At 60.5% G+C, this 26,236-nt stretch carries 25 protein-coding genes; 13 read left to right on the top strand and 12 right to left on the bottom strand.

The annotated features are described in order from the left end of the window. Positions 1–2: 2 nt before the first annotated feature. From ACD590_RS27615 to ACD590_RS27600, 4 genes are read right to left on the bottom strand one after another with little or no spacing between them, the layout of a single operon-like run. Complete coding sequence (locus ACD590_RS27615) at positions 3–740, bottom strand: SDR family NAD(P)-dependent oxidoreductase (protein ID WP_130716211.1); 738 nt, start codon at positions 738–740, stop codon at positions 3–5. Then, positions 740–1,585, bottom strand: a complete 846-nt coding sequence (locus tag ACD590_RS27610; protein WP_112907594.1) for an ABC transporter permease — start codon at positions 1,583–1,585, stop codon at positions 740–742. The genes ACD590_RS27615 and ACD590_RS27610 overlap by 1 nt, the downstream gene beginning before the upstream one ends. Position 1,586: 1 nt before the next feature. Next, on the bottom strand, positions 1,587–2,486 hold the full coding sequence (locus tag ACD590_RS27605) for an ABC transporter permease (protein ID WP_018245285.1): 900 nt from the start codon (positions 2,484–2,486) through the stop codon (positions 1,587–1,589). 37 nt (positions 2,487–2,523) lie between these two features. Continuing rightward, on the bottom strand, positions 2,524–3,612 hold the full coding sequence (locus ACD590_RS27600; RefSeq protein ID WP_197729067.1) for an ABC transporter ATP-binding protein: 1,089 nt from the start codon (positions 3,610–3,612) through the stop codon (positions 2,524–2,526). A 559-nt stretch (positions 3,613–4,171) separates the two neighbouring features. Here ACD590_RS27600 and ACD590_RS27595 point away from each other — a divergent pair. Next, on the top strand, positions 4,172–5,191 hold the full coding sequence (locus ACD590_RS27595; RefSeq protein ID WP_131704240.1) for a GntR family transcriptional regulator: 1,020 nt from the start codon (positions 4,172–4,174) through the stop codon (positions 5,189–5,191). A 22-nt stretch (positions 5,192–5,213) separates the two neighbouring features. Here the strand turns inward: ACD590_RS27595 and ACD590_RS27590 are convergent, their stop codons facing one another. From ACD590_RS27590 to ACD590_RS27570, 5 genes are read right to left on the bottom strand one after another with little or no spacing between them, the layout of a single operon-like run. Beyond that, the gene (locus tag ACD590_RS27590) at positions 5,214–6,185 is read right to left on the bottom strand and encodes a biotin-dependent carboxyltransferase family protein (protein WP_439003860.1); all 972 of its coding nucleotides are present in this window, start codon (positions 6,183–6,185) and stop codon (positions 5,214–5,216) included. After that, a complete protein-coding gene (locus ACD590_RS27585; protein ID WP_439003859.1) occupies positions 6,175–7,050 on the bottom strand; it encodes a 5-oxoprolinase subunit B family protein in 876 nt (291 codons plus the stop codon). The genes ACD590_RS27590 and ACD590_RS27585 overlap by 11 nt, the downstream gene beginning before the upstream one ends. Further along, the gene (locus tag ACD590_RS27580) at positions 7,050–8,435 is read right to left on the bottom strand and encodes an acetyl-CoA carboxylase biotin carboxylase subunit (protein WP_131704237.1); all 1,386 of its coding nucleotides are present in this window, start codon (positions 8,433–8,435) and stop codon (positions 7,050–7,052) included. The genes ACD590_RS27585 and ACD590_RS27580 overlap by 1 nt, the downstream gene beginning before the upstream one ends. Next, a complete protein-coding gene (locus tag ACD590_RS27575; RefSeq protein WP_018245292.1) occupies positions 8,432–8,674 on the bottom strand; it encodes an acetyl-CoA carboxylase in 243 nt (80 codons plus the stop codon). The genes ACD590_RS27580 and ACD590_RS27575 overlap by 4 nt, the downstream gene beginning before the upstream one ends. An 18-nt stretch (positions 8,675–8,692) precedes the next feature. Continuing rightward, the gene (locus tag ACD590_RS27570; RefSeq protein WP_131704236.1) at positions 8,693–9,469 is read right to left on the bottom strand and encodes a 5-oxoprolinase subunit PxpA; all 777 of its coding nucleotides are present in this window, start codon (positions 9,467–9,469) and stop codon (positions 8,693–8,695) included. A 251-nt stretch (positions 9,470–9,720) separates the two neighbouring features. Here ACD590_RS27570 and ACD590_RS27565 point away from each other — a divergent pair, with 251 nt between their 5' ends. From ACD590_RS27565 to ACD590_RS27510, 12 genes are all read left to right on the top strand, one after another. Then, on the top strand, positions 9,721–10,629 hold the full coding sequence (locus ACD590_RS27565) for a LysR family transcriptional regulator (protein WP_065275951.1): 909 nt from the start codon (positions 9,721–9,723) through the stop codon (positions 10,627–10,629). Positions 10,630–11,996: 1,367 nt separating this feature from the next. After that, complete coding sequence (locus ACD590_RS27560) at positions 11,997–13,037, top strand: LysR family transcriptional regulator (protein ID WP_018517233.1); 1,041 nt, start codon at positions 11,997–11,999, stop codon at positions 13,035–13,037. Positions 13,038–13,174: 137 nt separating this feature from the next. Beyond that, a complete protein-coding gene (locus ACD590_RS27555; RefSeq protein WP_245268268.1) occupies positions 13,175–14,257 on the top strand; it encodes an ABC transporter substrate-binding protein in 1,083 nt (360 codons plus the stop codon). Between the two features lie 2 nt (positions 14,258–14,259). Further along, entirely contained in the window at positions 14,260–15,345 is a 1,086-nt protein-coding gene (locus ACD590_RS27550; protein WP_112907604.1) for an ABC transporter ATP-binding protein, read from the top strand. Continuing rightward, on the top strand, positions 15,345–16,223 hold the full coding sequence (locus ACD590_RS27545; RefSeq protein WP_222286187.1) for an ABC transporter permease: 879 nt from the start codon (positions 15,345–15,347) through the stop codon (positions 16,221–16,223). The genes ACD590_RS27550 and ACD590_RS27545 overlap by 1 nt, the downstream gene beginning before the upstream one ends. After that, positions 16,220–17,017 (top strand): ABC transporter permease, encoded by a 798-nt coding sequence (locus tag ACD590_RS27540; protein ID WP_065275947.1) that lies wholly within the window; start codon positions 16,220–16,222, stop codon positions 17,015–17,017. Before ACD590_RS27545 ends, ACD590_RS27540 begins: the two co-directional genes overlap by 4 nt. Then, positions 17,014–18,528 (top strand): NAD(P)-binding domain-containing protein, encoded by a 1,515-nt coding sequence (locus tag ACD590_RS27535; RefSeq protein ID WP_439003858.1) that lies wholly within the window; start codon positions 17,014–17,016, stop codon positions 18,526–18,528. Before ACD590_RS27540 ends, ACD590_RS27535 begins: the two co-directional genes overlap by 4 nt. Then, the gene (locus ACD590_RS27530; RefSeq protein WP_439003857.1) at positions 18,525–19,343 is read left to right on the top strand and encodes a creatininase family protein; all 819 of its coding nucleotides are present in this window, start codon (positions 18,525–18,527) and stop codon (positions 19,341–19,343) included. The genes ACD590_RS27535 and ACD590_RS27530 overlap by 4 nt, the downstream gene beginning before the upstream one ends. A gap of 2 nt (positions 19,344–19,345) precedes the next feature. Further along, entirely contained in the window at positions 19,346–21,034 is a 1,689-nt protein-coding gene (locus ACD590_RS27525) for a CocE/NonD family hydrolase (RefSeq protein WP_439003856.1), read from the top strand. Further along, positions 21,024–21,506 (top strand): nucleoside deaminase, encoded by a 483-nt coding sequence (locus tag ACD590_RS27520; RefSeq protein ID WP_210068844.1) that lies wholly within the window; start codon positions 21,024–21,026, stop codon positions 21,504–21,506. Before ACD590_RS27525 ends, ACD590_RS27520 begins: the two co-directional genes overlap by 11 nt. Positions 21,507–21,547: 41 nt before the next feature. Further along, on the top strand, positions 21,548–22,597 hold the full coding sequence (locus tag ACD590_RS27515) for a questin oxidase family protein (RefSeq protein WP_439003855.1): 1,050 nt from the start codon (positions 21,548–21,550) through the stop codon (positions 22,595–22,597). Continuing rightward, positions 22,594–24,186 carry an amidohydrolase family protein gene (locus ACD590_RS27510; protein WP_439003854.1) on the top strand — a complete coding sequence of 531 codons (1,593 nt, stop codon included), beginning with the start codon at positions 22,594–22,596 and terminating at the stop codon, positions 24,184–24,186. The genes ACD590_RS27515 and ACD590_RS27510 overlap by 4 nt, the downstream gene beginning before the upstream one ends. On the opposite strand, the gene ACD590_RS27505 is transcribed toward ACD590_RS27510, so the two are convergent. From ACD590_RS27505 to ACD590_RS27495, 3 genes are all read right to left on the bottom strand, one after another. Then, positions 24,107–24,298 (bottom strand): exonuclease domain-containing protein, encoded by a 192-nt coding sequence (locus tag ACD590_RS27505; protein ID WP_439004063.1) that lies wholly within the window; start codon positions 24,296–24,298, stop codon positions 24,107–24,109. The two genes, ACD590_RS27510 and ACD590_RS27505, sit on opposite strands and share 80 nt — an antisense overlap. A gap of 261 nt (positions 24,299–24,559) precedes the next feature. After that, entirely contained in the window at positions 24,560–25,264 is a 705-nt protein-coding gene (locus tag ACD590_RS27500) for a hypothetical protein (protein ID WP_439003853.1), read from the bottom strand. 75 nt (positions 25,265–25,339) lie between these two features. Continuing rightward, a complete protein-coding gene (locus ACD590_RS27495) occupies positions 25,340–26,215 on the bottom strand; it encodes a ribokinase (protein WP_439003852.1) in 876 nt (291 codons plus the stop codon). Positions 26,216–26,236 lie beyond the last annotated feature (21 nt).

Here is a 26,236-nt window from a genome sequence, read left to right as displayed (position 1 = left end):
GACTAGAGCATGACGTCGCCGGAGTTCGGGCCAAGCGTTTGGCCGACGAACAGGCTGGCGGCGGGCGATGCGAGAAACGAAACGGTGGCGGCAACCTCTTCCGGCTCGCCGAAGCGACCGAGCGGCAGTTCGGCGGCCTTGCGGACGCGCCACTCCTGCGAGAGCTCGCGCACCAGCGGCGTGTTGATCGGCCCTGGAGCGACGGCATTGACACGCACGCCGCGGTTCGAGACCTCGCGGGCGAGCGATTTCGTCATGCCGATGATCGCCGCCTTGGCACCGGCATAATGGACGAGTTCGATGCCGCCGATCTGGCCGAGCTGCGAGGCGACGTTGACGATGACACCATCCCCGGCAGCAAGCATCGATGGCAGAGCGAGCTTGGTCATGAGAAAGGTACCGCGCACATGGATCGCGAACATCCGGTCGAAATCCGCAACCTCAAGGTTTTCAAACAGCGCCTGATGGACGATGCCGGCACAGTTGACGAGCAACTGCGGGTGGCCGAAGGCCGAAACTGCGACCTCGTAGACCTTCGCGGTATCTGTCTCGGAAGAGACGTCCCCGGCAACCGCGACGGCCTTGCCGCCAGAAACTGCGATCTCGTCGGCAACCGCCTGCGCACGGTCGAGGTGGAGATCGTTGACGAGGACGGCATAGCCGTCCTGCGACAGCCGGATGGCGATTGCACGACCGATGCCGGAACCGGCGCCCGTGACGATGGCTGAAGATATCTGCATCACGCCTCCTCCTGGATCGCGACGCGCTTGGCGCGCCTGATGGAAAGCATCATCAAGATGGCGTAGACGCCGAGCAGCGCGAAGGAGAAGATCGTCGTCAGCACCCCGAAAGCGAAGACGTTCGGATGCACCTCCACCGAGAAGGTCCCGTAGATGGCAAGCGGCAGCGTCAAGTCGCGGCCGGATGCAAACAGGGTGCGCGAGAATTCGTCATAAGACAGCGTGAAGGCAAAGAGCATGGCCGAGAGCACGCCCGGAAAGATCAGCGGGAACGTTACCTTGCGGAAGGTGCGCGCCGGCGACACGCCGAGCGACCACGACGCCTCCTCCACACTCTGGTCAAAGCGGTTGAGGATCGCCAGCATGACGAGAAAGGCGAAAGGGTAGGTGTAGACAACGTGCAGCACGAAGGCTGTACTCCACCAATGCCGGTCGATCCCCAGCGCATTGGCGACGAGCGCCATGCCGAGGCCGACCAGAACGCCAGGAACCATCATGCCGAGAACGATCAGGTAGAAGACGACGCCCGAGCCAGGGAACCGGCGACGGAAGGCCTGCGCCGAGGTGACGCCGAGCACGGTGGAGACGATCATCGTCATTACCGAAAGCACCAGCGAGCGGACCAAGGCCTCGTTGATCGGCAGCGGCGCGATGCGCGATGGCGGCGTCAGGCCGAAGAGATGCTTGTACCAGTAGGTCGACCACTCGATGATCGGGAACTGCGGTCCGCCTTCCGGCCCTGTCTGGAAGGACAGAATGGCCAGCACCACCATTGGCGCGTAGAGGAAGATCAGGAAGAACGCCGTATAGATGCCGAGTGATAGCTTGATGCCGCCAGCCTGCATGTCAGAGCTCCTTCCTGAGGTCGACGACGCGCAAGAGTGCCGCGACGACGACGCCCATGAGCACGGTAAGCACGACGCCGACGACAGCGGCGAAGGCCCATTTCAGCGATCCGACCTGGGTGACGATGATATTGCCGAGAAGGTTCACCTTGCGGCCGGAGAGCGCGGCGGCAGTTGCGAATTCACCAAGCACCATGACGGAGACGAAAATCGCGCCGACCACCACGCCCGGCATGGTGAGCGGCAGGATGATGGTGCGGAAAATGCGCCAGAAGCCCGCGCCGAGATCCTGCGCTGCTTCGATGACGCTCTGGTCGATGCGGCCCATCATGAAGGCGATCGGCCCGACCATGAAGACGCAATAGATCTGCGTCATGCCGATGATAACCGAGAGTTCGGAGAAGAGCAGCACCTCGATCGGCTGGTTGATGATGCCGAGACCCTGCAGGATGAGATTGATCGCCCCCTCCTTGCCCAACATCGGTCGCCAGGCGAGCACGCGGATCAGGAAAGAGGTCCAGAAAGGGATGACGCAGAGGACGAGAAGCGCCGTCTGGATCGTCTTGTTCTTGACGAAGAGGCCGACGTAGAGGGCCGCCGGATAGCCGACGACCAGCGTCGAGGCGAGCACGATCAACCAGATCCTGACCGTCGTCCAAAGAGCGCTGAGATAGGTGTCCGTGGTGAAGAAGGTCACCCAGCTCTTGACGGTGAGATCAGGCGTGATCTTGAACGTCGTCTGCGTCCAGAAGGACACGTAGATCATCATCAGGATGGGTGTTACCAGAAAAAGCAACATCCAGATGACGCCCGGCGCCAACAGCCAGAGCGTCTTGCTGGATGCCTTCTTGACCGGTTCCACGGTGGTTTCGGTCTCGGCTGTTGTGGCACTTATCGACATCAATCAGTCTCCCGTCCCGCGCTACGCGGTAAGAGTATCAGGCGTAAACGAGGGCATCCCGGCGCTTCCAGACGAGCGTGTAGCGCGACTGCGGCGTACAGGCGGGCGGCATGCTCTGGCTCAGATGAGATTCCACTTCGAAGACGCGGCCGTCATCGAGCGAGAAAAAGGAGTTGATCGCGGCGCCCGAATATTCGTCGGCGACGAAGGTCGCCTCGAGCCTCACCTCGTCGTCGGCGGCGGGCACTTCGGCCGGGCGGATCGCAACACGGTCGTAGCGGATCGCGTAACCGGTGCGGTCGTCGCGGAACTGCATTTGGTCGCCGAGCGGGAAAGCACCATAGGGGCTGAGGAAGCTCTCCCCGGCGAGCCGGCCTTCGAAAAGATTGTAGCAGTTGAGGAAGCTCGCGACCGACAGCGATTTTGGCCGGTTATAGATCGTGTCGGCGTCTGCTGCCTGCGCGATCCGGCCGCTGTCGAGCACCAGCACCATGTCGCCCATGGCAAGCGCCTCGCTCTCGCTGCCGGTGACGTGCAGGAAGGTGACGCCGCAGCGCTCGCGGATCAACCTGAGCTCGCTGCGCATGCGGGCGCGAAGATTGGCGTCGAGCGCGCCAAGCGGCTCGTCGAGCAGCACCAGCGACGGCTCCGTCACCAGCGTGCGCGCCAACGCCACGCGCTGCCGCTGACCGCCGGAGATCTGCCCGACGCCGCGATCCTCCAGGCCCGAAAGGCCGACGAGCGCAATCATCTCCTTGACCCTGGCCTGCACGATATCAGGATCGGTCACGGAGTTCTCGGCACGGTTTTCCAGCCCGAAAGCGATGTTCCTGGAGACCGACAGATGCGGAAAAAGGGCAAAATTCTGGAAGACGAAACCGATGTCGCGCCGGTGCGGCGGTACCGTCTCGATACGCTGGCCCTTGAAGATCACCGTGCCGAGGTCCGGCTGCTCGAAACCGGCGATGACGCGCAGAAGCGTCGTCTTTCCAGATCCGCTCGGCCCCAGAAGCGAGACGTAGCTGTCGTTCGGCAGCGACAGGTCGATGCCGTCGAGCGCGTTCAGCGTACCATAAGCCTTGGTGACACCTGCGAGCTTGAGAACCGAAGACAAGAGCCTCTCCATTTTGCACCAGCACGGATCGCTCCTAGGCCGCCGCGCGCCTTGCGAAACGGCAGCCGAAACCGTTCGTGGGCGGCAAGGCACACGGCGGAAGATCGATCGGCAGTCTGACGTTTTTTGTCGTTCACCCTCGGAATGCTTCTACCGGCATCCCTGTGCAGAATTGATGACATAAATGATTTTTGTATTCAATAGGCTTTTTCATGAAACGGTCGACATTTTGTGCAGAGCAACACAGAGTCACAAAACCGCAGTATGGAAGCAGGGATTCCGGAAAAACGAGATACGGGCATTCCGGACGATTATGCGCAGTTTTTCGGCAATACTTCGCCGGAAATCGCATATTTCTGCACCATTCGAGCTCTCGACGCGAGCGCTATCCGCCCGTCTGACCATCTGCGGGGCAAAATGGCCTAGACGATGATGAAATGCCGCCCCATGCGACGCTCAGCGAACAATTGCAATTTTGGTATGCAAAAGACATTTATTTTGACATAGTCCGGAACGGCAAAATACACTAAAGAGAATTCCGACTTTGTTGCCATCCGCGATTGGATGGAGGATGCCCCGCCCGATGATACGCAATCTCCCAGCACAGACGGCCCAGCGTCGGTACGAGATTGCCGAGCACATCCTGCGCGACAATATCGTCGGCGGACAGCTGCCGGTGGGTCTGGTCCTGCTGGAGGGGCCGATCGCCGATATTCTCCAAACGTCGCGCGCGCCGGTGCAGCGCGCCCTGCTTCGCCTGGAGGCCGATGGCCTTGTCCACCGTTTCCAGGGACGTGGCTTCCTGGTCGGACCTCAGGATGCGGGTCTCACACCAAACCGCACGGACATCAAATCCTTCGGCCTGGTCATAGCCCAGCATGCCGACGAGGCGTTGCAGAGCCGGTCGTCCTGGGCGCGCATCTACAACACGGTCGAGCGCGACGTGGCCGGCTGCGTCGTCTTCGGCCAGTACCGCATCATCGAGATCGAACTCGCCAATCATTTCAAGGTCAGCCGCACGGTGGTGCGCGACGTCCTCAGCCGGTTGCAGGAACGCGGCCTCGTCAGGAAGAACCAGAGTTCCCACTGGATCGCCGGCCCGTTGACGGCCCAGACGATCAAGGATCACTTCACGCTTCGACGCATGCTGGAGCCCGCCGCGCTCAAGGCCGGCGCTGCCGCAGTCGACCGCGAACGCCTGACCGAGCTCTTCACTCGCCTGGCCGGCCTCGAAGCTTCGCAACCGGTCGACCACCTCGAAAAACTCGAGGAACTTCAGGAGCAGATGATCGACATTTGCGTGCTGACGACGGCAAACGAGAAGACGCGGGAACTGATCCGCAACAACCTGTTGCCCGTCAACGCCGCCGAGCGGCTGTTGCGTCATCTCGGCCTGCCTGACGATCCGACCGCCATCACCGAGATGCGGCTGATCGTCGAGCTTTTGATGCGCGGCGCTGTCGATGCGGCCGCCGCGATGCTGGAGACCCATCTCGACGCCTCGATGAAACGCATGATCGCCCAGATGAAGATCGTTGCCATCATCCCCGGCCCGAGCGTGACGGCCGATTACCTGACGCACGTCGAGTGAGCGGCCGGCCATCGGCGTCACCTCACGACAAGCTTTGGCGGAGGCGGTCGAGCAGTGCTGCCCGATCGGCCCTCGCCTTCAGCGCTTCGTCCATCGTCACCTCGACGAAGCGCGCCGGCGTATGCGGCTGCAACTGGCCGATGAGGTCCATGTCGGCCGAGATCACCGTGCCGACCATGAAATAGCCGCCGCCGGAGACCGCGTCGCGATGGAGGATGATCGGCTCCGTCCCGCCCGGTACCTGGATCGAGCCGTAGGGATAGCAGCTGTCGACGATGTTCGACGGATCCGAACCGGCGCCGAAGGGCTGCTTGCGGTCGATAAATTCGAGCCTGCGCCCGCCGCGGAAGCGGTAGCCCATGCGGTCGGCCTCAGGCGCCACCTTCCACTCGTCGGCAAAGAAGCTCGCCTTGGCGGCATCCGTCAGCCGGTCCCAGTAGAGCCCCGGCAGCACACGCAGCGCTGCCGGCGTTCCGGGTTTGCGCCGCAGCTCTTCGGCGACGCTTTTTCCTTCCTCGGCAAGGTCGGCCTTTCTGACGGGCAGTTCGTCGCCGGCTGCCAGCGCCCGCCCTTTGTAGCCGCCGAGCGCGCCGATCGGATAGGTGGAGCGGCTGCCGAGCGCTTCCGGCACGTCGATGCCGCCCGCGACCGCGATCAGGATGCGCGCGCCGGATTTCAGGAAGTCGAAGCTCAGCACCTGGCCGGCCTTGACCTTGAAAGCGGTCCAGCCAGGCTGCCCCACGCCGTCGACCTTGGCCGGCATGTCGGCACCTGTGACGGCCACGAGCCTGTCCTCGGCGAATTCGAGCTTCGGCCCCATGAAGACCGCCTCGAGACCCGCCGCCCCTTCATCGTTGCCGACGAGCAGATTGGCAGCACGCATGGCGTAGCGGTCCATGGCGCCGCCGATCGGGATGCCGAGGTGGAAGTAGCCGGGACGGCCGAGATCCTGGACGCTCGTCGATAGTCCAGGGTGCAACACCTTAATGGCCATTGAGAATACCCTCCAGCGCGGCATTGTAACCGTCAATGTCCTTGCTGAATTCGCGAAGATCGAAGCGGACCTGGCGGATCGGCGGGCTGAAGAGCCTCTTGTCGACCTCTTCGACCGCCGTGTCGTATCCGTCGCGATCGACCGGCTTGAACTTGACGATATCGCCAGGACGGAAGAACACCATGAAATCGCGCAGGTAACTCGTTTGCTGCGTCGGGTCAAAGATCGGCATCGGCGTGACGCCGAACATCTGGTAGCCGCCGGCGCCGCGCACCGAATAGATGCAGCCGAAGCAGCCGCCATGGCCGACCGTCAGTTTGGGCGTATCGGTGCGTGGTCTCAGATATTTCGGCACTTCGATCTGCCGCTGTCGATCGACCATCTGGTACATGAAGGGAAGCCCGGCCACGAAACCGACCATCGACACGAACCAGGGCGAACCCGCATGCGCGGCGACGAAATCCTCGACACCGCCGTAGCCATTGATCCGCGCAGCATAGTCGAGGTCGGTTCCGCCAGGTTCCTGATGCCGCTCGCGAAAGCGCATCAGCGTCTCGTGCGTCCATGGATCATTGTAGAAGACCGGGATCTCGATGATGCGGGTCTTCAGGACCGGCTCGGATTTTTCCGCCACGCCCTCGATTGCCCGCACCTCCCGCAGGATGTCGTCAGGCTTGATGAGATCGGGATTGAACTTCACCTGGAAGGAGGCGTTGGCCGGGCAGATCTCGGTGACGCCCCTGATCTGGCTTTCCCGAACCGCTGTCGCCATCGACAGGCTCTTGAAGAAGGCTTCCAGCGACATCTCGCTGCTGCATTCGACGAAGAGGTGTTCGTCACCTCCGAACGTATATCGCGCAGGCATCAGGCAACCTCCTGGGTCCGGCCGGCCAAAGCGGGAAAATCGTGCTCCAGCCATTGTTCGAGAAAGCGGGTATGGAAGGCGCCCGCGCCGACGCTTGCATCGCGGGCAAGCGCCAGATGCAGCGGCACCGTCGTCGGCACGCCTTCGATCGCGAGAGCAGTCAGCGCCGCGGCAAGCTTTTCGAGGCAGGCCTTGCGGGTTTCGGCGTGCACGATCAGCTTGCCGAGCAGGGAATCATAAAAGGGCGGGATCGTGCAGCCCTCGTAAAGCATCGTGTCGAACCGGATGCCCTCGCCTTCCGGAACAGACAGCGACGCGATCGTACCTGGCGACGGCTGGAAGGCTTTGAACGGATCCTCGGCATTGATGCGGCACTCAATCGCATGGCCGCTGGCCACGATATCTCGCTGGGCGACCGAAAGGGATGCACCGCCCGCGACCTTGAACATCTCCTGCACCAGGTCGAACCCGGTAATCATCTCGGTAACGGGATGCTCGACCTGGATGCGGGTGTTGACTTCGATGAAGTAGAAGTCGCCCGTATCGTCGTCGTAGAGATACTCGACCGTGCCGGCCCCGCGATAACCGACCTCGCGTGCAAGCGCCACGGCGCTCATGCAGAGTCGTTCGCGCACGGCGGCAGGCAGCAGGAAGGCGGGCGCCTCTTCCCACACCTTCTGGCGCCGCCGCTGCAGCGAGCATTCGCGTTCGAAGAAATTCACGAAATTCCGCCCGTCGCCGAAAACCTGCACCTCGACGTGTCGGGCGCGGCCGATGACCTTTTCCATATAAAGCCCGCCGTCGCCGAAGGCGGCCAGCGCCTCGGCCGTGGCCAGCGGAAACTGCTGCTCCAGCTCAGCGATGCTATCGACAATGCGGATACCACGTCCGCCGCCACCGGCAGCCGCCTTGATCATCACAGGAAAACCGATCTCGATCGCGAGCAAGCGGGCGTCATCGAGCCCTGTGACACGCCCTTCGCTGCCAGGCACCGTCGGTACGCCTGCGCGTTTTGCCACCTGCCGCGCCGCCACTTTGTCGCCGAGCGTGCGGATTGCATCGCCCGAGGGGCCGACAAAGATCATGCCGGCGTCACGAACCGCATCGGCAAAATCGCCGTTTTCGGACAGAAAGCCGTAGCCCGGATGCACGGCATCGACACCGGCCTCCTTGGCGGCAGCGATCACTGCCGCAATGTCGAGATAGGATTTCTTCGCCGCCGGCGGGCCGATGTTCACCGCCTCGTCGGCAAGCCGCACCGCCAGCATATCTGCGTCTGCTGCGCTGTACACCTGCACGGTGCGGATGCCGAGCGCCTTCGCCGCCTTGATGACGCGAACGGCGATCTCCCCGCGATTGGCGACGAGCACCGAGCCGATCGTCATGCTTCGACCTCCGCAATGACCTGCCCGGCCATGACAGGCTCTTCATTGTCGACGAGGAAGGTGATCGCCTTGCCGGTAACGCCGGCCGTAACTTCCTGGAATGTCTTCATCACCTCGATCACGCCGATCGTCTCGGCCTCGGAGACGTCATCACCATCCGTCTTGAACGGCGGAGCATCGGGAGCCGAAGCCCGGTAGAAGGTGCCCGGCAGGGGCGAACGGATTTCAATCTTGCTCACTGGTCGATCTCCACAAATCTATTGGCCAAGGATCTGCGACACCGGCGCGATCCGAATTCCCGCACCGATCAGAAGCTCGCGCATGTTCAAAACGATATCGAGCGCGCCGAGCGTATCGGAATGAAAGCAGATGGATTCAAATTCGATGTCGATGTCGTTGCCTGAGACCGTGCGGACCTTGCCTTCCTGGCAGGCGCGCAGCACTTTCTGCGCCAGCACCATCGGGTCCGGACGGCCGGCATCGCGGGTAAAGACGATCGAACCGCTGTCGTCGTAGTCGCGGTCTGCGTAGAACTCGCGCACGACAGGCTGTCCGGCATCAAGTGCTGCCCGGTGCGTCGCCGAGCCGCCCATGCAGAAGACAAAAGCGTTGGGCGAGACTGTGCGCAGATACTGGACGAAGATCTGGGCGAAATCCGAATTGACCGCCATCTCCATGTAAAGCGCGCCATGCGGCTTCACATGCTGCACCGGCACGCTGTGACGGCGGGCGAACTCGCGCAGCGCCCCCACCTGGTAGATGATGTCGTTGACCAGCTCTTTGCTGTTGCCGAGAATCTTGCGGCGGCCGAAGCCCTGAAGGTCATTATAGCCAGGATGCGCGCCGACCCCGACGCCGTGAGCCGCGGCAAGTGCCACGGTCTCGTCAATGAGGTTCGGGTCGCCGGCGTGAAAGCCTGTGGCGATATTGGCCGAGCTGATGTGGGAGATGAGCAAGGCATCCTGCGTGTCGCCGATCCGCCAGCGACCGAAGGCCTCTCCCATATCGCAGTTGATATCGACGATATTTTTCAAACTGTCTTTCCGCGGTTGTCATCTGGCGAAGACGCTACGTGACAAAACAGGATTTGAAAAATTCAATTTTTGCGCCATCATTATCGAGAAAAGAGATACCTGCGCTCAAATCAAAGGCAAAAAATTTATGTTTATTTCCAATGATTTAATTCCATTCCACCACCAATTCACAACGCGCGCGCATAAATCATATGCAGCCAATCGAATTTATTGACGCTGAGTTCAGATAATTCGATGGGAAATACGGAACTATGAGCCTCAGTTTCCGACAACTCCGCTATTTCGTCGCAACTGCCGAGCAGGGGCAGATTTCCTATGCGGCTGCACAACTCTCCATCTCGCAATCGGCAGTGACGACCGCAATTAAGGAGCTGGAAAAATCAATCGGGGTCGCACTGTTTACCCGCATGCCGCAGGGCATGGAACTGACCGCCGCCGGTCGGCAGTTTCTTTCCTACGCCTACGAGATCCTCGCCAAGGTCGATGAGGCAACGCATCTGAACTATGTCAGCAGCGACATCGAGGGCGATCTGACTGTCGCGGCGACCTACACGGTCATCGGCTACTTTCTGCCGCTCCACATCGAGCGCATGAGGCGGCTTTATCCGAAGCTCCGCATCCAGCTTTACGAGGTGAACCGTGAGTCGATCGAGGAAGGCCTGCTGGTCAATCGCTACGATATTTCGGTGCTGCTGACTTCGAATATCCTGAATAACGCACTTACCACGGAGACGCTTTTGCGTTCCGTCCGCAGGCTCTGGGTGTCTGCGCAGCATCCGCTGCTGAAGCGTGCGGGCGTCGGCCTGCAGGATATCGCCGAGGAGCCCTACATCATGCTGACGGTGGACGAGGCGGCATATTCGTCATTGAAGTACTGGAGCACGACGCCTTACCAGCCACGGGTGATTCTGCGCACCTCGTCGATCGAGGCGGTACGTTCCATGGTCGCCAACAACCTCGGCGTCGCGATCCTCTCCGATATGGTGCACCGCCCCTGGTCGCTGGAAGGCCGTCGGATCGAGACGATCAACATCACGGATCCGGTGCCACCGATGGATGTCGGCCTCGCCTGGCGCGCCAAAACCGACTTCACCCCGGCCATGCACGCCTTTCGCCGATATTTTCAGCAGGCGTTCGGCCTGCCGGGCACCAATGCATGAATTCGTCTTCGAAACTCGGCGTGCCAGGAATGGCTGCCGGCGCGCCCAGTTGATGATACAACGCGCTCCCGCGGCTATTCGTCGGCGCCTGGCAAGGAGGACGCCGGGAGGATTTGCCGCCAACGTGAAATGGAATGATTTTCGCGCCAAGTCTTGTGGTGCCGGCGCTGCTGCCGCAGGCAAAGCCGATCACCGCTATACAGCCATCGTCGCGCCCCTTTGCGCGCCTCAGATCATTAAGATAGTCGATACCGAGCTCATCGATGATTATGTCAAGATTCTTCGCACGTCTGATGGTTCTCTCCGTCGCCCCTTTGTGGCCAGAGAGCGTCATCCCCTGACCAGGCGACATCGTGCGAGTCGGACGGATCTTCCTTGTTCCAGGCAACGCCAGCCTGATTTCTTACGCCTGTTTCACAGGCTATAAGCTGATATTATCGATATAAATCAGATTACGGCATGAATTGTGCATATCGATAATCAGTCTGTATGCTGATAGAGATTGCATAGATGAGTCTGCAGCCTAAGGCATCGAAAAGGCGAACTCCAAGGCGTGGCGTCGGCTTGATTAGCTTTCCTCAAGTCCCGTGTATCTATCGTTCGCAGAGGCTTGGACGACTGACGGTAGCAATCCAAGTATACGTCACTTTGAGATGGTACAAAGACCGCTTAAGGCTCCAAGCTAACACTTTTACCGCATTTTACTTCAGGTCAAGGACTCGGTTAAGGCGCCGCCTGGATCGCCGCGATCACAAGGCTTATTGCCCGAAAAGCAATCGAGGCGCCGGCCGCAGAAACGTCTGACGACCATCCTTCCAGCCCGTCACCGCCGGTGAAAGCCTGGCTACGGCGTCAGCGCGGGATACCCTATCAAACAGAACGAGCGGGGCGGGACCGCCGACTTCAAGCGAGTATTGTTTCACGGCAAAGCGACCTTTCTACACGCTCAATCCGGGGCTGGGGCTGAGAGACGGTAAACCTGTCCTGATCTACGGAACGCAAGGGCCGGCATCATTGCGCGGCAGACGGATGGTTCACTTGCGGGCGCCCATGACCCGCGTGGGGGACGGGGTCGCATTGCTCGTAGAATCGATGTGATGACTTCGTTCGGGTAGCGCGCGACACGGCAGGTCAGGGCCAATTCCTCGCGTCAGAATATATCCGCATCGAACGAACCCATGCCCCGACCACTTTCATTGTGAGCCCTATATCGCCACCCGCTCAAAACCCGCGCTCACCTTACCCAGACGACGACCGTCGTGATGGCGGGGTCATATTCGAATGTCTGGCGGCTGGCTTTCGACGCCCTTAACTGCAACGACTACACATAACGGCATGACCAGCGACCTCGTCGGTTGGCATGAAATATGCCTCTTTTCAAGCTTGTTGCACCGTTCGACAAGGGAAGGCTGATCATGATGCGACAGGCGAATGGGATGATGGATGTGCGTCTGATGCGCACGCTCCTGACCTTGCTGACGGAATGCAGCGTTTCGAAAACCGCCGACATTCTGGGGCAGGCCCAGCCAACGGTCAGCCTGACGCTGAAACGGTTGCGGGAAATGCTGGACGACCCGCTTCTGGTCAGGTCAGGAGGGGCGCTGGTACCCACGGAGCGAGGTCTCGCCCTGAAGGAGACGTTGCGCGACATTCTCGGCCAGATCGACGCGCATCTGTCGCCTCACGCCACCTTCGACCCGGACAATGCGACGCGAAACTTCCGCATTATCGCAGACAATTGCCTCGGAGCCGTGTTTCTGCCTCAGCTGGTCGGAAAAATTGCACAAAAGGCACCCAATGTCGGTGTCGACGCGTCCCACATGCCGAGCTATGATGATCTTATCAGCCAGCTTGCGGACGGGTCCATCGATGCGGTCATCGGCAATTGGCCGCATCCGCCGGAGTACCTGCGGATGTCCCCCCTGTTAACCACCGACATTGTCTGCGTCGTCCGCCCGAACCATAGACTGGCAAGGCAACGTGAACCGATCTCGATGGGCGAGTTCCTGAAGGAAAAACATCTTTCTCCGACTTCCGACAAGCGGGCCCATCTCAGCCCGATCGACGGGCGGCTGATCGAACTCGGGCTCAAGCGCAACATCGCTGTATCCGTGCCAGAATATGCGATCACGCCCTACGTGCTCACACAATCGGACCTCGTGTTCACGACGGGGCGGATTTTTGCCGAGCAAATCGCTCAGGCCTTTCCACTCGTCGTTCTGGAGGCGCCGCGCGAACTCGGGCAGATGCAGTTCTACATGCTCTGGCATGAGTGCAAGCACCAGTCTCCCGATCACGTCTGGCTCCGGCAGATGATCAAGTCGGTTGCGGCCGGCGTCCGCGTCTGCGATCCGACGGAGTCGGTACCGATCACATTCCTGCGGTCCGGAGCGCAGGTCTTCGTTTAGACCAATCTCGCGGGATCGCGGCAGAGGTCGTCCGGCTTTTGCGCAGTGCAATATAGTCTATTTGGGTTCTGTTATAGGCTTTCTTGTCCAAACAAACGACATTGGTCGCAGTTCACTCGCAACCAGATGAGGGCATGATGGCAGGTTCAGGAATTAGCCGACGCGAAGTGCTTGCAGGGATCGCCGCCGGGGCGGCGGCGGGGATGTTCGGTTCACTGAGCAGTGCCAAAGCTGCCGTTTCCGAAATGGTCTGGGCGACCTGGGATTCCAATGGGCATCCTGAATACATTGCGGCCTTCGAGGCGCAGACCGGCGTCAAGGTGAAGCTGTCTTATCTTTCCAGCGAGGACGCGCAGTTCGCGGCGCTGAAAACCGGCACGGCTTCCGACTGGGACATGATCAATCCGTCGCTGAATGGAAGCTGGCGCTATATCAAGGCAGGCCTGCTCGAAGAAATCGACATGGCGAAGATCCCCAACGCCGCCAAGATGTACGACGTCTTCAAGACCACGCCCAAGGTTCTCGATGCCGCCGGCAAGCAGTTCGCGGTTCCCTATCTCTGGGGCCTCAATCCAATCGTATACCGAAAGGACAAGTTCGAGAGCGAGCCTGACTACACGACGTTGTTCAACGAGAAATACAAGGGCCAGCTCGCCATGCGCGACTATGCGCTGGAATCCATTGGCATCGCCGGTCTGGTCGCCGGCGTGCCGCGCGACAAGGTCTTTCTCATGGAGACCAAGGAGCTGGCGGAAGCCAAGAAGCTTTTGGTTGCGCAGAAGCCGCTGCTGCGCACCTATTGGCAGACGATCGGCGATCTCACCAATCTGTTTGCCACCGGCGAGGTTTCCTGCGCGTTTTCGTGGCGGGTTCCCTATGATGCGTTGAAAGACAAGCTGGCGATGGGGATGGCCAAGCCGAAAGCCGGCATTATGGGCTGGTGCGACTGCTTTGCCATGCCGGCCACCCTGTCTGCGGAAAAGAGCGAGATCGGCTACAAGTTTATCGATTATCTGCTTGGGGCGGAATTCGCGACCCAGATCGCTAAGATCGGCAACTATGCGACCACATCGTCGATCATCCGCGACGAATTGTCGAAGCAGCAGCAGGAAGCGATATTCGTCGACGACATGGATGTGATGAAGTCGTTCATGTGGCCGGTCGCCCCGGAGAATTATTCCGAGTGGCTGAAGATCTGGAATGAAGTCAAGGCAAGCTGATCATGACGACGACGCCTGACATGGCGGCCGATCCGTCAAGATCCGGGCTTTTGCTTTCGGCGCGCGGTCTGACCAAGAATTACGGCAGGGACCGCGCGGTCGATAGCGTCGATCTCGATATTCCGGAAAGGGCTTTCACCACCTTTCTCGGCCCTTCCGGATGCGGCAAGACCACGATCTTGCGCATGATCGCCGGCTTCGAGACGCCGGACGCGGGATCGATCGTGCTTGACGGACGGTCGCTTTCCGGCGTTCCGCCGGAGCGTCGTCCGGTCAACACCGTATTCCAGAGCTACGCGTTGTTTCCCCACCTCACCGTCTTCGGAAATGTCGCGTTCTCGCTGACACTGCGGCGCCACAGCAATGTCGACATGGCAGCGCGCGTCAAAAGGGCTCTGGATGCCGTACATATGGCGGAGTTCGGCGATCGGTATCCACACCAGCTCTCAGGCGGCCAGCAGCAGCGGGTCGCGGTGGCACGCGCCATCATCGCCGAGCCGCATCTGCTGCTTCTCGACGAACCCTTGTCTGCACTGGACAAAAAGATGCGCGGACATTTGCAAATCGAACTGAAGGATTTGCAGCGGCGTCTCGGTATTGCCTTCGTCTACGTCACGCACGATCAGGAGGAGGCCTTCGCGCTCTCCGACATCGTCGTCGTCATGAACAAGGGGCGCATCGTTCAAAAGGCGGCGCCGCTGACAATCTATGCCCGTCCTGCCAACGCTTTCGTTGCCGACTTCATCGGCGCGGCGACACTCATTCCAGGCGAAATCGTCGATGCCGGCGGGGCCTCCGGATCGGCTGCGATCGATACGGCCACCGGTATCGTGCAATGCCCGGCAGTGGAGGGATTGGCGAAAGGGGATAAGGCCGTGCTCGCCATTCGGCCGGAGCATGTCCGTATTGGCACTGATGGCCTGAACGCGACGATCCGGCATGTGGTGTTCAAAGGAGATCGCTACCTTGTCGAGGCAGAGGTTAACGGTGTCATTTTGCGGTTCATGGCGGATAATCCGCTGACGCCTGGCGCGAATGTCGGGCTCGTCGTCGATCAGGACCGCGCCTTCATCACGAGGATCGACTGATGGCGTCGGTTTTTCACCGGGCACAGCTCGCGGTGCCAGTCGCCTTTATTTTAATCCTCGGATGCGTTCTACCGCTTGCCGTGCTCTTGGTTTTCAGCGTCTTTGAGGTGGATCTCGATGCGTTCACGCTCGTTCCGGCCTTTTCCGGACAGAGTTGGGCTCAGATGTTTGTCAATCCGGTCTTCGCCTTTCTGATTGGCAAGTCGGTCGTCTCGGGTGCGGGCACGGCTTTACTGGCGGCCTTGATCGGATACCCGATCGCTGTCTCGATGACGCGACTGCCCGTTCTCTGGAAAGGCATCGGCAGCATCGTCCTTTTGACGCCCCTCTATACCGGCGAGATCGTCCGGATTTATGCCTGGCGGGTCGTTCTCGGCTCCGAAGGGCTGGTCAACGCTGCTCTGAAATGGTTGAGCGTGATCGATGAGCCGTTGAAGTTCCTGCTGTTTTCGCCGTTCACCACGCATCTCGTGCTTCTCTACAACAATCTGCCCTTCATGGTGCTGGCCATCTGGATCTCTGCGGAATTGATCGACAAGCGGTTGATCGAAGCCGCACGGGATCTCGGGGCTCGCCCGATAGACGCGTTCTTCAAGGTCATCTTGCCTTTGACCACACCCGGACTGGCTGTCGGCGTCTTTACGGTCTTTGCACTCGCCGCCGGCGACATGATGACGCCGAGCCTTTTGGGCGGGACGTCGGGTGCGACGCCGATGGCCATGATCGACAACCTGTTCGGGACGGCGTTCGATTGGCCGCTGGCTTCCGCGCTGTCGCTCAGCCTCCTTGTCGTCCTGTTCGCCTTTGCCACCGGCTTCGTGACCATCCTTCTTCGGTTCGATGGCGCCCGCGCGGTCTTTCGACGGGGGGCACGATGAGCCGCCTGGTCATCCTCACGCTCGGTCTTGCCGTGTGTTTCTTCTATTTGCCGATCGTCGTTCTCGGAATTTTTTCCTTCAACGCCGCAAGCACGATGGCCTTCCCGTTGAGTGGATTTACGTTCACCTGGTATGCCGATCTTTTCGGCAACGAAGCGTTTCTGGGTGGCTTCGTCACCAGTTTTCTGATTGCGCAGCCCGTCGGTCTGCTCGGCGCGCTGATCGGGCTGATGGCAGCATTGGCCGTGACGTCGCCACGCATGAAGTTCCGGGCAGCATTCGCCATCCTGGTCCTCGTGCCCTTTCTGGTGCCGAAGACGGTGCTTTCCATTGCGCAGGCCATGCTTATGAGCTGGGTGGGATTGGGCCGTGGGGCAACCGCGCTCATATTGGCGCAGACTTTGGTCGTCATTCCCTTCACCGCCACAATCCTTGCCGCGGTGATGGTCCGGCTCGACCCCAGGCTTGAAGAAGCGGCGCGGGATCTCGGCGCCACCCCGTGGCAGAGCTTCCGGCGCGTTCTGCTGCCGCAGTTGAGCGTCGCCTTGAGTGCCGCCTATTCCATCGGGGTCATCCTGTCGCTGGCCGATCTGACCATCTCCATGTTCCTCGCCGGCCGCACGCAGCCCCTGTCGCTGATCGTCGCATCGGAATTCCGGCGTGAGCTGAAGCCCGACCTCAATGCCATGCAGGTGGCCGTCCTCGTGTTGACGGCCCTGATCGTGGCACTGACCGAAATCAATCGCCGACGCCGCCTGCGCGGACGGTTGGCCCATATACGAGATGACCTATGATGATCACCCCAATCGATGCCCCGCGCGTGACGCTTGACGACCTGAAGCAGGCAGCGCTTGCCGATCTTGCCGCCCTCGGCTACCCGAGCGCAGCATGGCTCAGCGACCTGCCGAGACCAGACGCGGCTGATATCGCCGATGCGATCATCGTCGGCGGTGGCCAGTCAGGCGTCACGATCGCAGCAGCCCTGAAATGGGACGGGCTCCGGCGCATCCGCGTCTTGGACAGCGGAGCGCCGGGCGCTGAGGGGCCATGGCTGACCTTTGCGCGCATGGAGGAATTGCGTACCCCGAAGACCCAGGTCGGCAACGAGTTCAACGTCGTCAATCTCTCCATCCGCCGCTGGTTCGAAACGCGCTATGGGCAGCAGGCCTGGACGGATCTGTCCCGCATTCCGCGAACAGACTGGAAGGCCTATCTCGACTGGTATGCCGACGTTTTCGAGATCGCCATCACCAATCATTGCGACGTCCTGGACGTCGCGCCGGAGGGCGATCTGATTGCGGTTACGACCCGCATCGGAGGCAGGATTGAAAAATCTCTGGCGCGAACCGTGGTGCTCGCCACCGGGTATGACGGCGCCGGCGCATGGCGGGTGCCGCCATTTGTATCAGAAGCACTGGCGGCCGAAAAGTTCGATCACACGAACGGTCCCGTCGATTTCGACGCTTTGAAGGGATTGCGCGTCGGCGTGCTCGGTCATGGCGCCTCTGCGTTCGACAATGCGATCAAGGCGCTGGAAGCCGGTGCTGCCTCCGTCGATCTCTGCTTCCGGCGCGCGCGCCTGCCGCGCACGAATCCCCACCGCGCAGTCGAGACGCCCGGCATGATGACGCATTACCCTGACCTTTCCGAGACCACACGCTGGGATATCGCCCGGTTCTTTCGCAGCGTCGATCAGCCGCCGCCGGTGCGCAGTTTCGAGACCGCAATGCGCCTTGAAAATTTCAAGCTTCGTCCCGCAACACCATGGCTGGAGGTCTCTCAACAGCCAGATGCGATCCGCGTCACCACCCCGGACGGTATTCTGGAGTTCGATCACTTGCTTCTTGCAACGGGGATGGATGTCGATCTCGCCGCCAGGCCTGAACTCAAAACCATTCATGACAAGATCGCGCTTTGGGGCGAACGTTACACGCCGCAAGACGGCCGCGCGGACGCCCGGCTGGCACGGTTTCCCTATCTCGACGGATTCTACGGGTTCATCCCGAAAGATCCGGATGAGACGTGGGTCAGCCGGGTATTTGCCTTCAACAGCAGCAGTTTCGTCAGTCACGGTCCGCACTCGACGTCGATCAGTGGGCACAAGCATGCCGTTCCACGGCTCGTGCGCGGCGTCCTGCGCCGGCTGCTGCTCGATCGGGAAGCGGTCATCCTGCCGGAACTGGCATCTTACGTCTCACCGGATCTGCCGATCCCCGACGACTTCGAGATCGTGATAGCCGAGGCCAATCGGCAATCGGCAAGCTCGCCCGATACCGGCAAGTCGGCCATGCGGAGTGGCGCATGACGCATTCCTTTTACTGGGCCGATTATTCGACCGCGGATTTTGCGTCCCGCGATCTGAGCGAAACCGTCGTCATCCTGCCGATTGCGGCTGTCGAGCAGCATGGCCCCCATCTTCCCGTACAGGTTGACGCCGCCATCAACGCCGCCATCATCGATCGGATGGTGCCGTTGCTTGACGCAAACGCGGACGTCCTCATCCTGCCGGCATTCGGTGTCGGCAAGTCGGATGAGCACCTCGCCTATCCGGGGACGCTGACCATATCGGCGCAAACCCTGCGGCTCGTCTGGCTCGATATGGCCAGAAGCGTCAAGCGGGCCGGCGTTAGAAAGATGATCCTGTTCAATTCGCATGGCGGGCAGATCTCGCTGATGGAGATGACCTGCCGCGATATCCGTGTCGAACTCGACATGCTGGCAGTCGCCTGCTCGTGGTTCAGGATTGCGCCGGTCGACGATCTGTTTTCGTCTGCGGAAATCGTTCACGGCATTCACGGCGGCGATATCGAAACCAGCATGATGCTGGCCATCGCGCCGGAACTGGTCGCCATGGACAAGGCCGAAGATTTCGTGCCGCTGACCGTCGGCATCGAGCAGTCCGGCAGTCCTTTGACGGCGGAAGGCGCGGTCGGCTTCGGCTGGCAGGCGCAGGATCTTCACCCCGCAGGCGTTAGCGGAAATGCCGCCAATGCCGATGCCGTCAAAGGCGCGATCGTGCTTGAGCGGGCAGCGACCGGGTTGGTGCGCTTGATCGAGGCGACGCGCATATTCGACATGGCGAGGCTCACCTCCGAAACCCGCTTTTCGGTCATGAGATAAGCATGCTGGCACTCCGCGACATCGAAACTCTTCGGATGCGCATGGCGGACGGCGTTCATCTCGCGGCCGACGTCTATCGTCCCGTCGGCCCGGAGCGCTATCCCGTTCTGGTGATGCGCCTGCCCTACGGGCGAAAGGTCGCCTCGACGGTCGTTCTTGCCCATCCCGCATGGTATGCTGCACACGGTTATGTCGTGCTGGTGCAGGATGTTCGCGGCCGGGGAGATTCGGAAGGGATCTTCAGGATTCTCGAGGACGATGTCGCCGACGGCGCGCAGACATTGTCGCTGGCCGCCGATCTTGTCGGCGGCAACGGCATGGTGGCAAGCTATGGCTTCAGTTACCACGGCATGAACCAGTTTCTGGCCCTTGCCGGCGCGCGAAAATCCGGCGGGAAAGTGCCCGATGCGATGGCAATCGCCATGGCAGCGTTCGATGTGCGCAACCACTGGGCCTTCGAGGGCGACGGATTCCGTCTGCAGTCCAACCAGATGTGGGCATGCCAGATGGCCGTCGAAAATGCCCGGCTGGCCGGCGACCTCGATGCCGCCCACATGTTGCATGCCGCTTTGCCTTCTCTGCATTCCGGCGCGGTTTCGGCACGGCCGGACGGGTTGGAGCAGGCATCGCGATACACGCATTATCACGACTGGCTTGCCGATGATCCGTCCTATTGGCGGACAAGGTCGCCGCAATTGCTACTTGAGGGCGTGACACTCGACGTCCCCGTCCTGCATGTCGGCGGATGGAACGACATTATGCTTGAGGGCACGTTCGCCGCCTTCGAAGCATTTTCCGCGGGCAGCAATCTGCAGCGGCTCTCCGTCGGACCATGGTCGCATATCCCCTGGGGGCGACGGGTCGGCGCACTGGATGCCGGGGCCGGCGCGGCAGACGGCATCGACCGCGAGATCGTCTCATTCTTCGACGAGGCTCTCAAAGGCCGCGAAAATCCTTACCCGAAGGTCCGGCTCTACGATGTCGTCAAAGAGGCCTGGGCCGGTTTCGAAAGCCTGCCCACAGCCGAGACGCTGGTGCTTCATCTCGCGTCGGGCGGCCGGGCGGCCGCGACGAGCATCGATGGAACGCTTGGCGAGAAGCCGGGGCTTGCGAGCGCCGATTATCTCGTCCACGATCCATGGCGGCCGGCCCCGAGCGTCGGGCTGCATCTCGGCACACCGCCGGATTTTGCCGACCGGGCGGCTATCGACGACAGGGCCGACGTGTTGGTCTACACCTCCGATCCGCTCGACCGGCCGCTGCTACTGACCGGAGCCCCGAAAGCGGACCTCTTCGTCACCGCCGACAGGCCGAGTTTCGACCTGGATTGCACTTTGAGCATGCTCACCTCTGATGGGGCCGCCATCAGCGTGACGTCGGGACATAAAACCGTAAATGCGGACGGCGGAGGATCGCCGGTTTCCGTCACGCTGCGGCCCGTCCACGTAACGGTGCGGGCGGGGCATTGCCTGCGTCTATCGATACAGGCGGCGTCGTTTCCCGCTTTCCCCGTCAATCCGGGCACCGGCGCACGACCGCAGGACGCGGCCGTAACGGATCGGCTGGTCACGACCCTCGTGCTCCGGTCAGGCGATGGCTACCCCTCCACCCTGCGATTGCCCGTGATGCGGCAGGCCGATGCGAAAGACAGCCAATCGCATACGGTAGAGGAGAACGGTCATGAGCCTTGATCACGAAAGTCTTCTCAGATTGACCTTCGAGATTGCGCACCGAGCCAAAGCGCATGGCAATATGCCCTTCGGCGCGCTTCTGGCCGGTCCCGGCGGTGAAATTCTTCTTGAGGAAGAAAACGGATATTTCCCCGACCTCGATGCAACGGCCCATGCCGAGCGCCTGTTGGCGACGCGTGCCTCGAAGCTCTATCGCGAGCCGTTTCTGGCGCAGTGTACCTTGTACAGCTCGGCGGAACCCTGCGCCATGTGCGCCGGCGCCATTTACTGGGTCGGTATCGGCCGGGTCGTGTATGGCCTTTCCGAACATCGGCTGAAGGCCATGACAGGGGATCACCCGGACAACCCGACAATGGACTTGCCATGCCGTGATGTGTTTTCGGCGGGCCAGAAAAGCGTCGAGGTCATCGGACCCTTGATTGATACGGAAGCGGAAGCTGTTCACCGGGACGCCTGGCAACCAACGGTGTGAATGCAAGCGGGCATTCCGTTTTCAACGAGGAGTTTAGATCCATGGTACCAAAAGAAAGCACTTCGGACGAACTGAGAACGCTGCTAGCCGACATGCCGGCATGGGGTTCTGAATTTTCGCGCACATTTGCCAATCATGCGCCGATGGTCCTCGTCGCGCTGGACCGGATCGGCGGCGACCCGGCTCAGCTTCGGCGCTTTTTCCATCACTACAGAGACGCCAAGCAGCTTTTACCCTTCGCCCAGCCATTGAAGCGCCTGGATAGTAAAAACTGGAAAACCGCGATCGGGATGCGTGAGCGAGAACCTGATCTGCGCCATTTTTTTGCCGGGGAGTTGGCGCGACTCGGGATCCATGAGGCTCTTCAGCTTTATCTTCCGGATCTTGCCGACGGCATAACTGCCAGCGCCTTTCATGCGCTGATGCGAACGGCCTACGGGGTGCTTCGTTCTGACGAGACCGATGTCGCCATTGCGCTCGCCTATTGGGCCGCCACCTATCTGCCGCTTCCCCAAGCCAAAGGGACGCCGCCGATCACGCACGACCCGGCCGAAGTCTTGGCCATGACCGCTGCGATCAAGCCCTTGCATGGCATGCAGCTTCACGACCTTCTCTGGCAGAACATGCGTGACGCCGGCAACGTGCTCGAATTTGCGCCCGTCGTCGATTGGCTCGACATCGGGCCGGACACGATGGAAAAAATGGCGGCGACTGCGCTCGCCATTTTTGCGGCAACCCAGCACTTCGCCGCTCTACACATTATCACCGGGCTGCACTGGATTCGTCTGCTCAAGCCGCATTGCGACGAGGCGACCCTCTATCGGATGTTGCGGGTGTTCTGGCAGGGGATCGCCGCACTGATGGGCGAGCTCGGGTTTCCCGAGATGCCGGACAGAGCGGCAGTCGATCGCTGGCGTCATATCCAGGTGCCGGATTGGCCCGAGATGCATGCGATCGCCGCGCAAAGCTACGACGAGCACGATATCAGTCTCGCCTTTTCCGCCAGCGAGGAAATGAAAGTCTATAGCGACCCGCTCTACCGCGTCGTGGTCGCCCGCCGCCTCGGACTTGTTGGAGACTACACGAAATGAGCCTGGAACAGCCGATGTCAGGCGACTGCATCATTGAAGCCGGAACCGTGCTATGCGGCGTTTTGCCCGACGGCACCATGTCCATGCGCCACGATGTAGGCATCCGTGTCGCGGGCGGCATGATCGCGCAGATCGGGCCTCTTGCCGCCGTTGCCTATGGCAACGACCATCTTGCCCGCTTCGGATCTCCCGACATGATCGCGATGCCGGGATTGGTCAACAGCCATCACCATTTCGGGATCACGCCGCTTATGCAGGGCGTACCCTTTGCTCCCCTGGAGTTTTGGCTGCCGCAATTCCGGGCGATGCGCCAAATCGATGTCCGGCTCGACACGCTCTATTCGGCCATCGAGATGCTGGAAAGCGGAACGACGATGGTGCAGCATATCAACAGCGGGCTTGCCGGCGCACCGGAGAACTGGATGGCGACGGCAAATGCCACGCTGGAGGCCTATATCGAGATAGGCATGCGGGCCGGTTTTTCCTTCATGATCCGCGACCGCAACATTCTCACCTATGACGAGGATGCCAAGGTGCTGGCCACCCTTCCGGACACCGTCCGCAGTTGGATCGCGCCCAAACTCCACGCGTCCAACATCCCAATCGCAGATCTGATGACATTTTACCGTGCGCTCAGAGAAAGCTGGTTCGACGCTCGGCCGGATCACGTCCGCATCAATCTCGCCCCTGCCAATCTGCACTGGTGTACGGATGAATGCCTGCACACGATTTTCGAAACGGCGAGGGAGACCGACGCGCAGGTTCATATGCATCTCCTGGAAACGGAGCGGCAATCGAACTTCGCCCACAATAAATTTGGCCATAGCGCCGTTCAGCATTTGAAGGCGCTCGAATGCCTCGGTCCGAACGTCACCCTCGGGCACGGCAACTGGATGAGCCGCGCGGATCTCGACATCGTAGCCGATTGCGGCTGCAGCATGTGCCACAATGCCTCATCCGGTCTGCGGCTCGGCAGCGGCATCGCCCCCGTCAACGAAATGCGCCGGCGCGACATTCCGGTAGCACTCGGCATAGACCAGTCGAATATAGCTGACGACCGCGACATGACGCTTGAAATGAAGCTCGTCTGGGCACTACACCGCGAAACAGGCCTGTGGAACGACCGTCCTGATGCTGGTGCCGTGCTGCAGATGGCGACGGAACACGGTGCTAGAACCGTGGGCTTCGGCGGCTTTACGGGCCGGCTCGAACCAGGTCATCAGGCCGATATCGTGCTGATGGATCGCCGCAAGATCGGAAGGCCGCATGTGAACGTTCGGACGCCGGCAGTAGAAAGCCTCCTGCATCGCGGCGGACGACATGCCATCACCCAGGTGTTCGTCGGCGGTCGCCTTGTCGTCAATGATGGAAAAGCCATTACGATCGACCGTGAGGCGGTGCTTTCAGAAATTCGCGAGCGGTTGGAATGTCCCGAAACGCAAGGCGAGCGGCAGGCCTTGGATGCGATCGCCTCCCTGCTCCCCCATCTCGAAGCCTATCACCGCAATTTCACGCCGGCGGCCGGTTATCGCCCCTATCGATATAACGCGATGGCGGACGAGGAATACGTCCTGCCGAATCGAAAGTGAAAGCGATCACGCCAATCTCGATAATCTCATCCTTGCGAACACTGAGGCCCGTGGTCTCGGTGTCGACAATGTTGCCCTTGAGGGGTACGCGGGCCGGGGCGAATGGTGCGATTAAGCGCGATCAGTTTCTGCAGGATCCAATATCGAGCTGTCTCTGACAGATGTCGGGCCATGTCCCCTCCACTCATGGGGTTGGAATGCTTGTCGGGTTTGGCGGATTTTGAGGAGCCACGCATGACCACTTGGTCGCGCGTAGCTTGCTCCGAAAGCATGTCAACTGTTCCACCGGCCAGCCCCACGGCTTGCTCGCGCGACGACGCCGCAATGGCATCGACGTGTTTGTTCATCGCGACCACCAGTTCCCCGATCTGCTTCAATGAGCCGCCTGTTTTCCGAGTTCAACACCAGTAGCAACTTCACCGCTTGAGGTTTGAATGAGCGCCTTGATTTCCTTGGCAGCCTGTGCCGATCGTTGCGCCAGTTCACTGACCTCCTGGGCATTCGCCCTTTGAAACAGCCCCGCGACAACCGTGCAGGAGACGATAGCGAGCCACACGGACGCGGTCCGCTGAAGTATCATCAGCCGCCAATGGCTTCGCGCACCGACCTGCGTCAACCTGCCTATTAAACCCCAAATCACGGCAACTATGCTTGCCAAGGCAACGAAAATGATAAGCTTTGGCAGGAAGTCCGACGCGCTCGGCGGAGGGAGAAGAACAAGTCCGAACACAAGGGCCTTGGGGTTGAGCGTCGTCGTCACATATATGCGTCGAGCGGTCACGCTGCGGTCCGATACATCTTTGTTTCCCGCCACCCAAAGCTTTATTGCGAGATACATAACCCAAATCGCCGCTGCGGCCTTCAGCACCAGAGCAGTTTCCGGCCAACGCCTGATCAGCTCTCCCCCGAGCCACGTAAGGGGCAAGATCATAGTAAGGTAACCGAGCAATTCGGCGGGGAGTAGTCTCGGAACGACCCAAAAACTGTTGCGTGCCGATGCCAACCCCATCAACGTATTGGTCGGGCCGGGGCTTAGCAGGAGAATGAACACCGTCGAGATAAATGCTGGATAGCTCATTGCAGGTCGCCTGTAGTGGTAGTGTCTTGAGTCAAGTTCGATGGGGTACACGCAGGTGCTTGCCCTTGGCTTTTCTCAGGTCCAACTATCTGTCTCGTCGTTGTAAGGAATGCTCGACTGGCTTCCCGGACGCGAGCAGGCAATCGCAGCGGCCTTCGCGGCTCGTCGCATCGCCGCGTCGAGCGAGAGGCCTCGATCGAGAGCCGACGCGAGGACGCCCACAAAACAATCACCAGCTGCGGTCGTATCCACAGCATCAACGCGCAGCGCTGGAACCCTTACATTCTCGCCATCGATGAACGCTTCGGCTCCCTCTCCTCCCATGGTGCGTAAGACACCGGTGTCGAGAGACTCGGACAACGATCTCGCGGTCGACTCGCAACCAAGCCAACCGGAAAGAGCTTCGGCCTCGTCTTCGTTGACGATTACGATATCGACGAGAGAGAGAAGGTCGCGATCTAGCCGGTAGGCAGGAGCGAGGTTGAGAATCGACTTTGCGGGATGATTGGAAACCCGTCTGATTAGATTTTCAATCTGAATAGCGTCGTTCTCCATCTGCATCAGGACGTAACTTGCGTTACGAAGCAGCTCATCTTCAACGCTATCGGATTGGGCTGCCAGATTGGCGCCTGCTGCGACTGCGATCATATTGCGGCCATCGGCATCAATCATTATTGCGGCGGAGCCGGTAGGCTCGTTCGATCGGACCACACGGCGGATATCGACCTCGCTTTCCAAATTCTGAAGGGCGATAGGGGCCATGGCGTCGTTACCCACCGCCCCGGTCATGACGACATTTGTGCCATCCCGCGCAGCTGCCAGCGCTTGGTTAGCCCCCTTCCCTCCAGCCTCCGTTCGCGATCCGCGGGCTAAGACCGTCTGACCCGCTTGAGGTATCTCGTTGACCAGGTAGATGAGGTCAACATTTATGGATCCGAACGTGACGATCATACTACCAACCCCTCGTTTGCT

The organism is Rhizobium sp. 862_C5_N1_2, from assembly GCF_051811205.1.
Lineage (GTDB): Bacteria > Pseudomonadota > Alphaproteobacteria > Rhizobiales > Rhizobiaceae > Rhizobium > Rhizobium leguminosarum.
The sequence above is the reverse complement of the archived record's forward strand: the minus strand, read 5'-3'. Positions and strand labels throughout refer to the sequence as shown.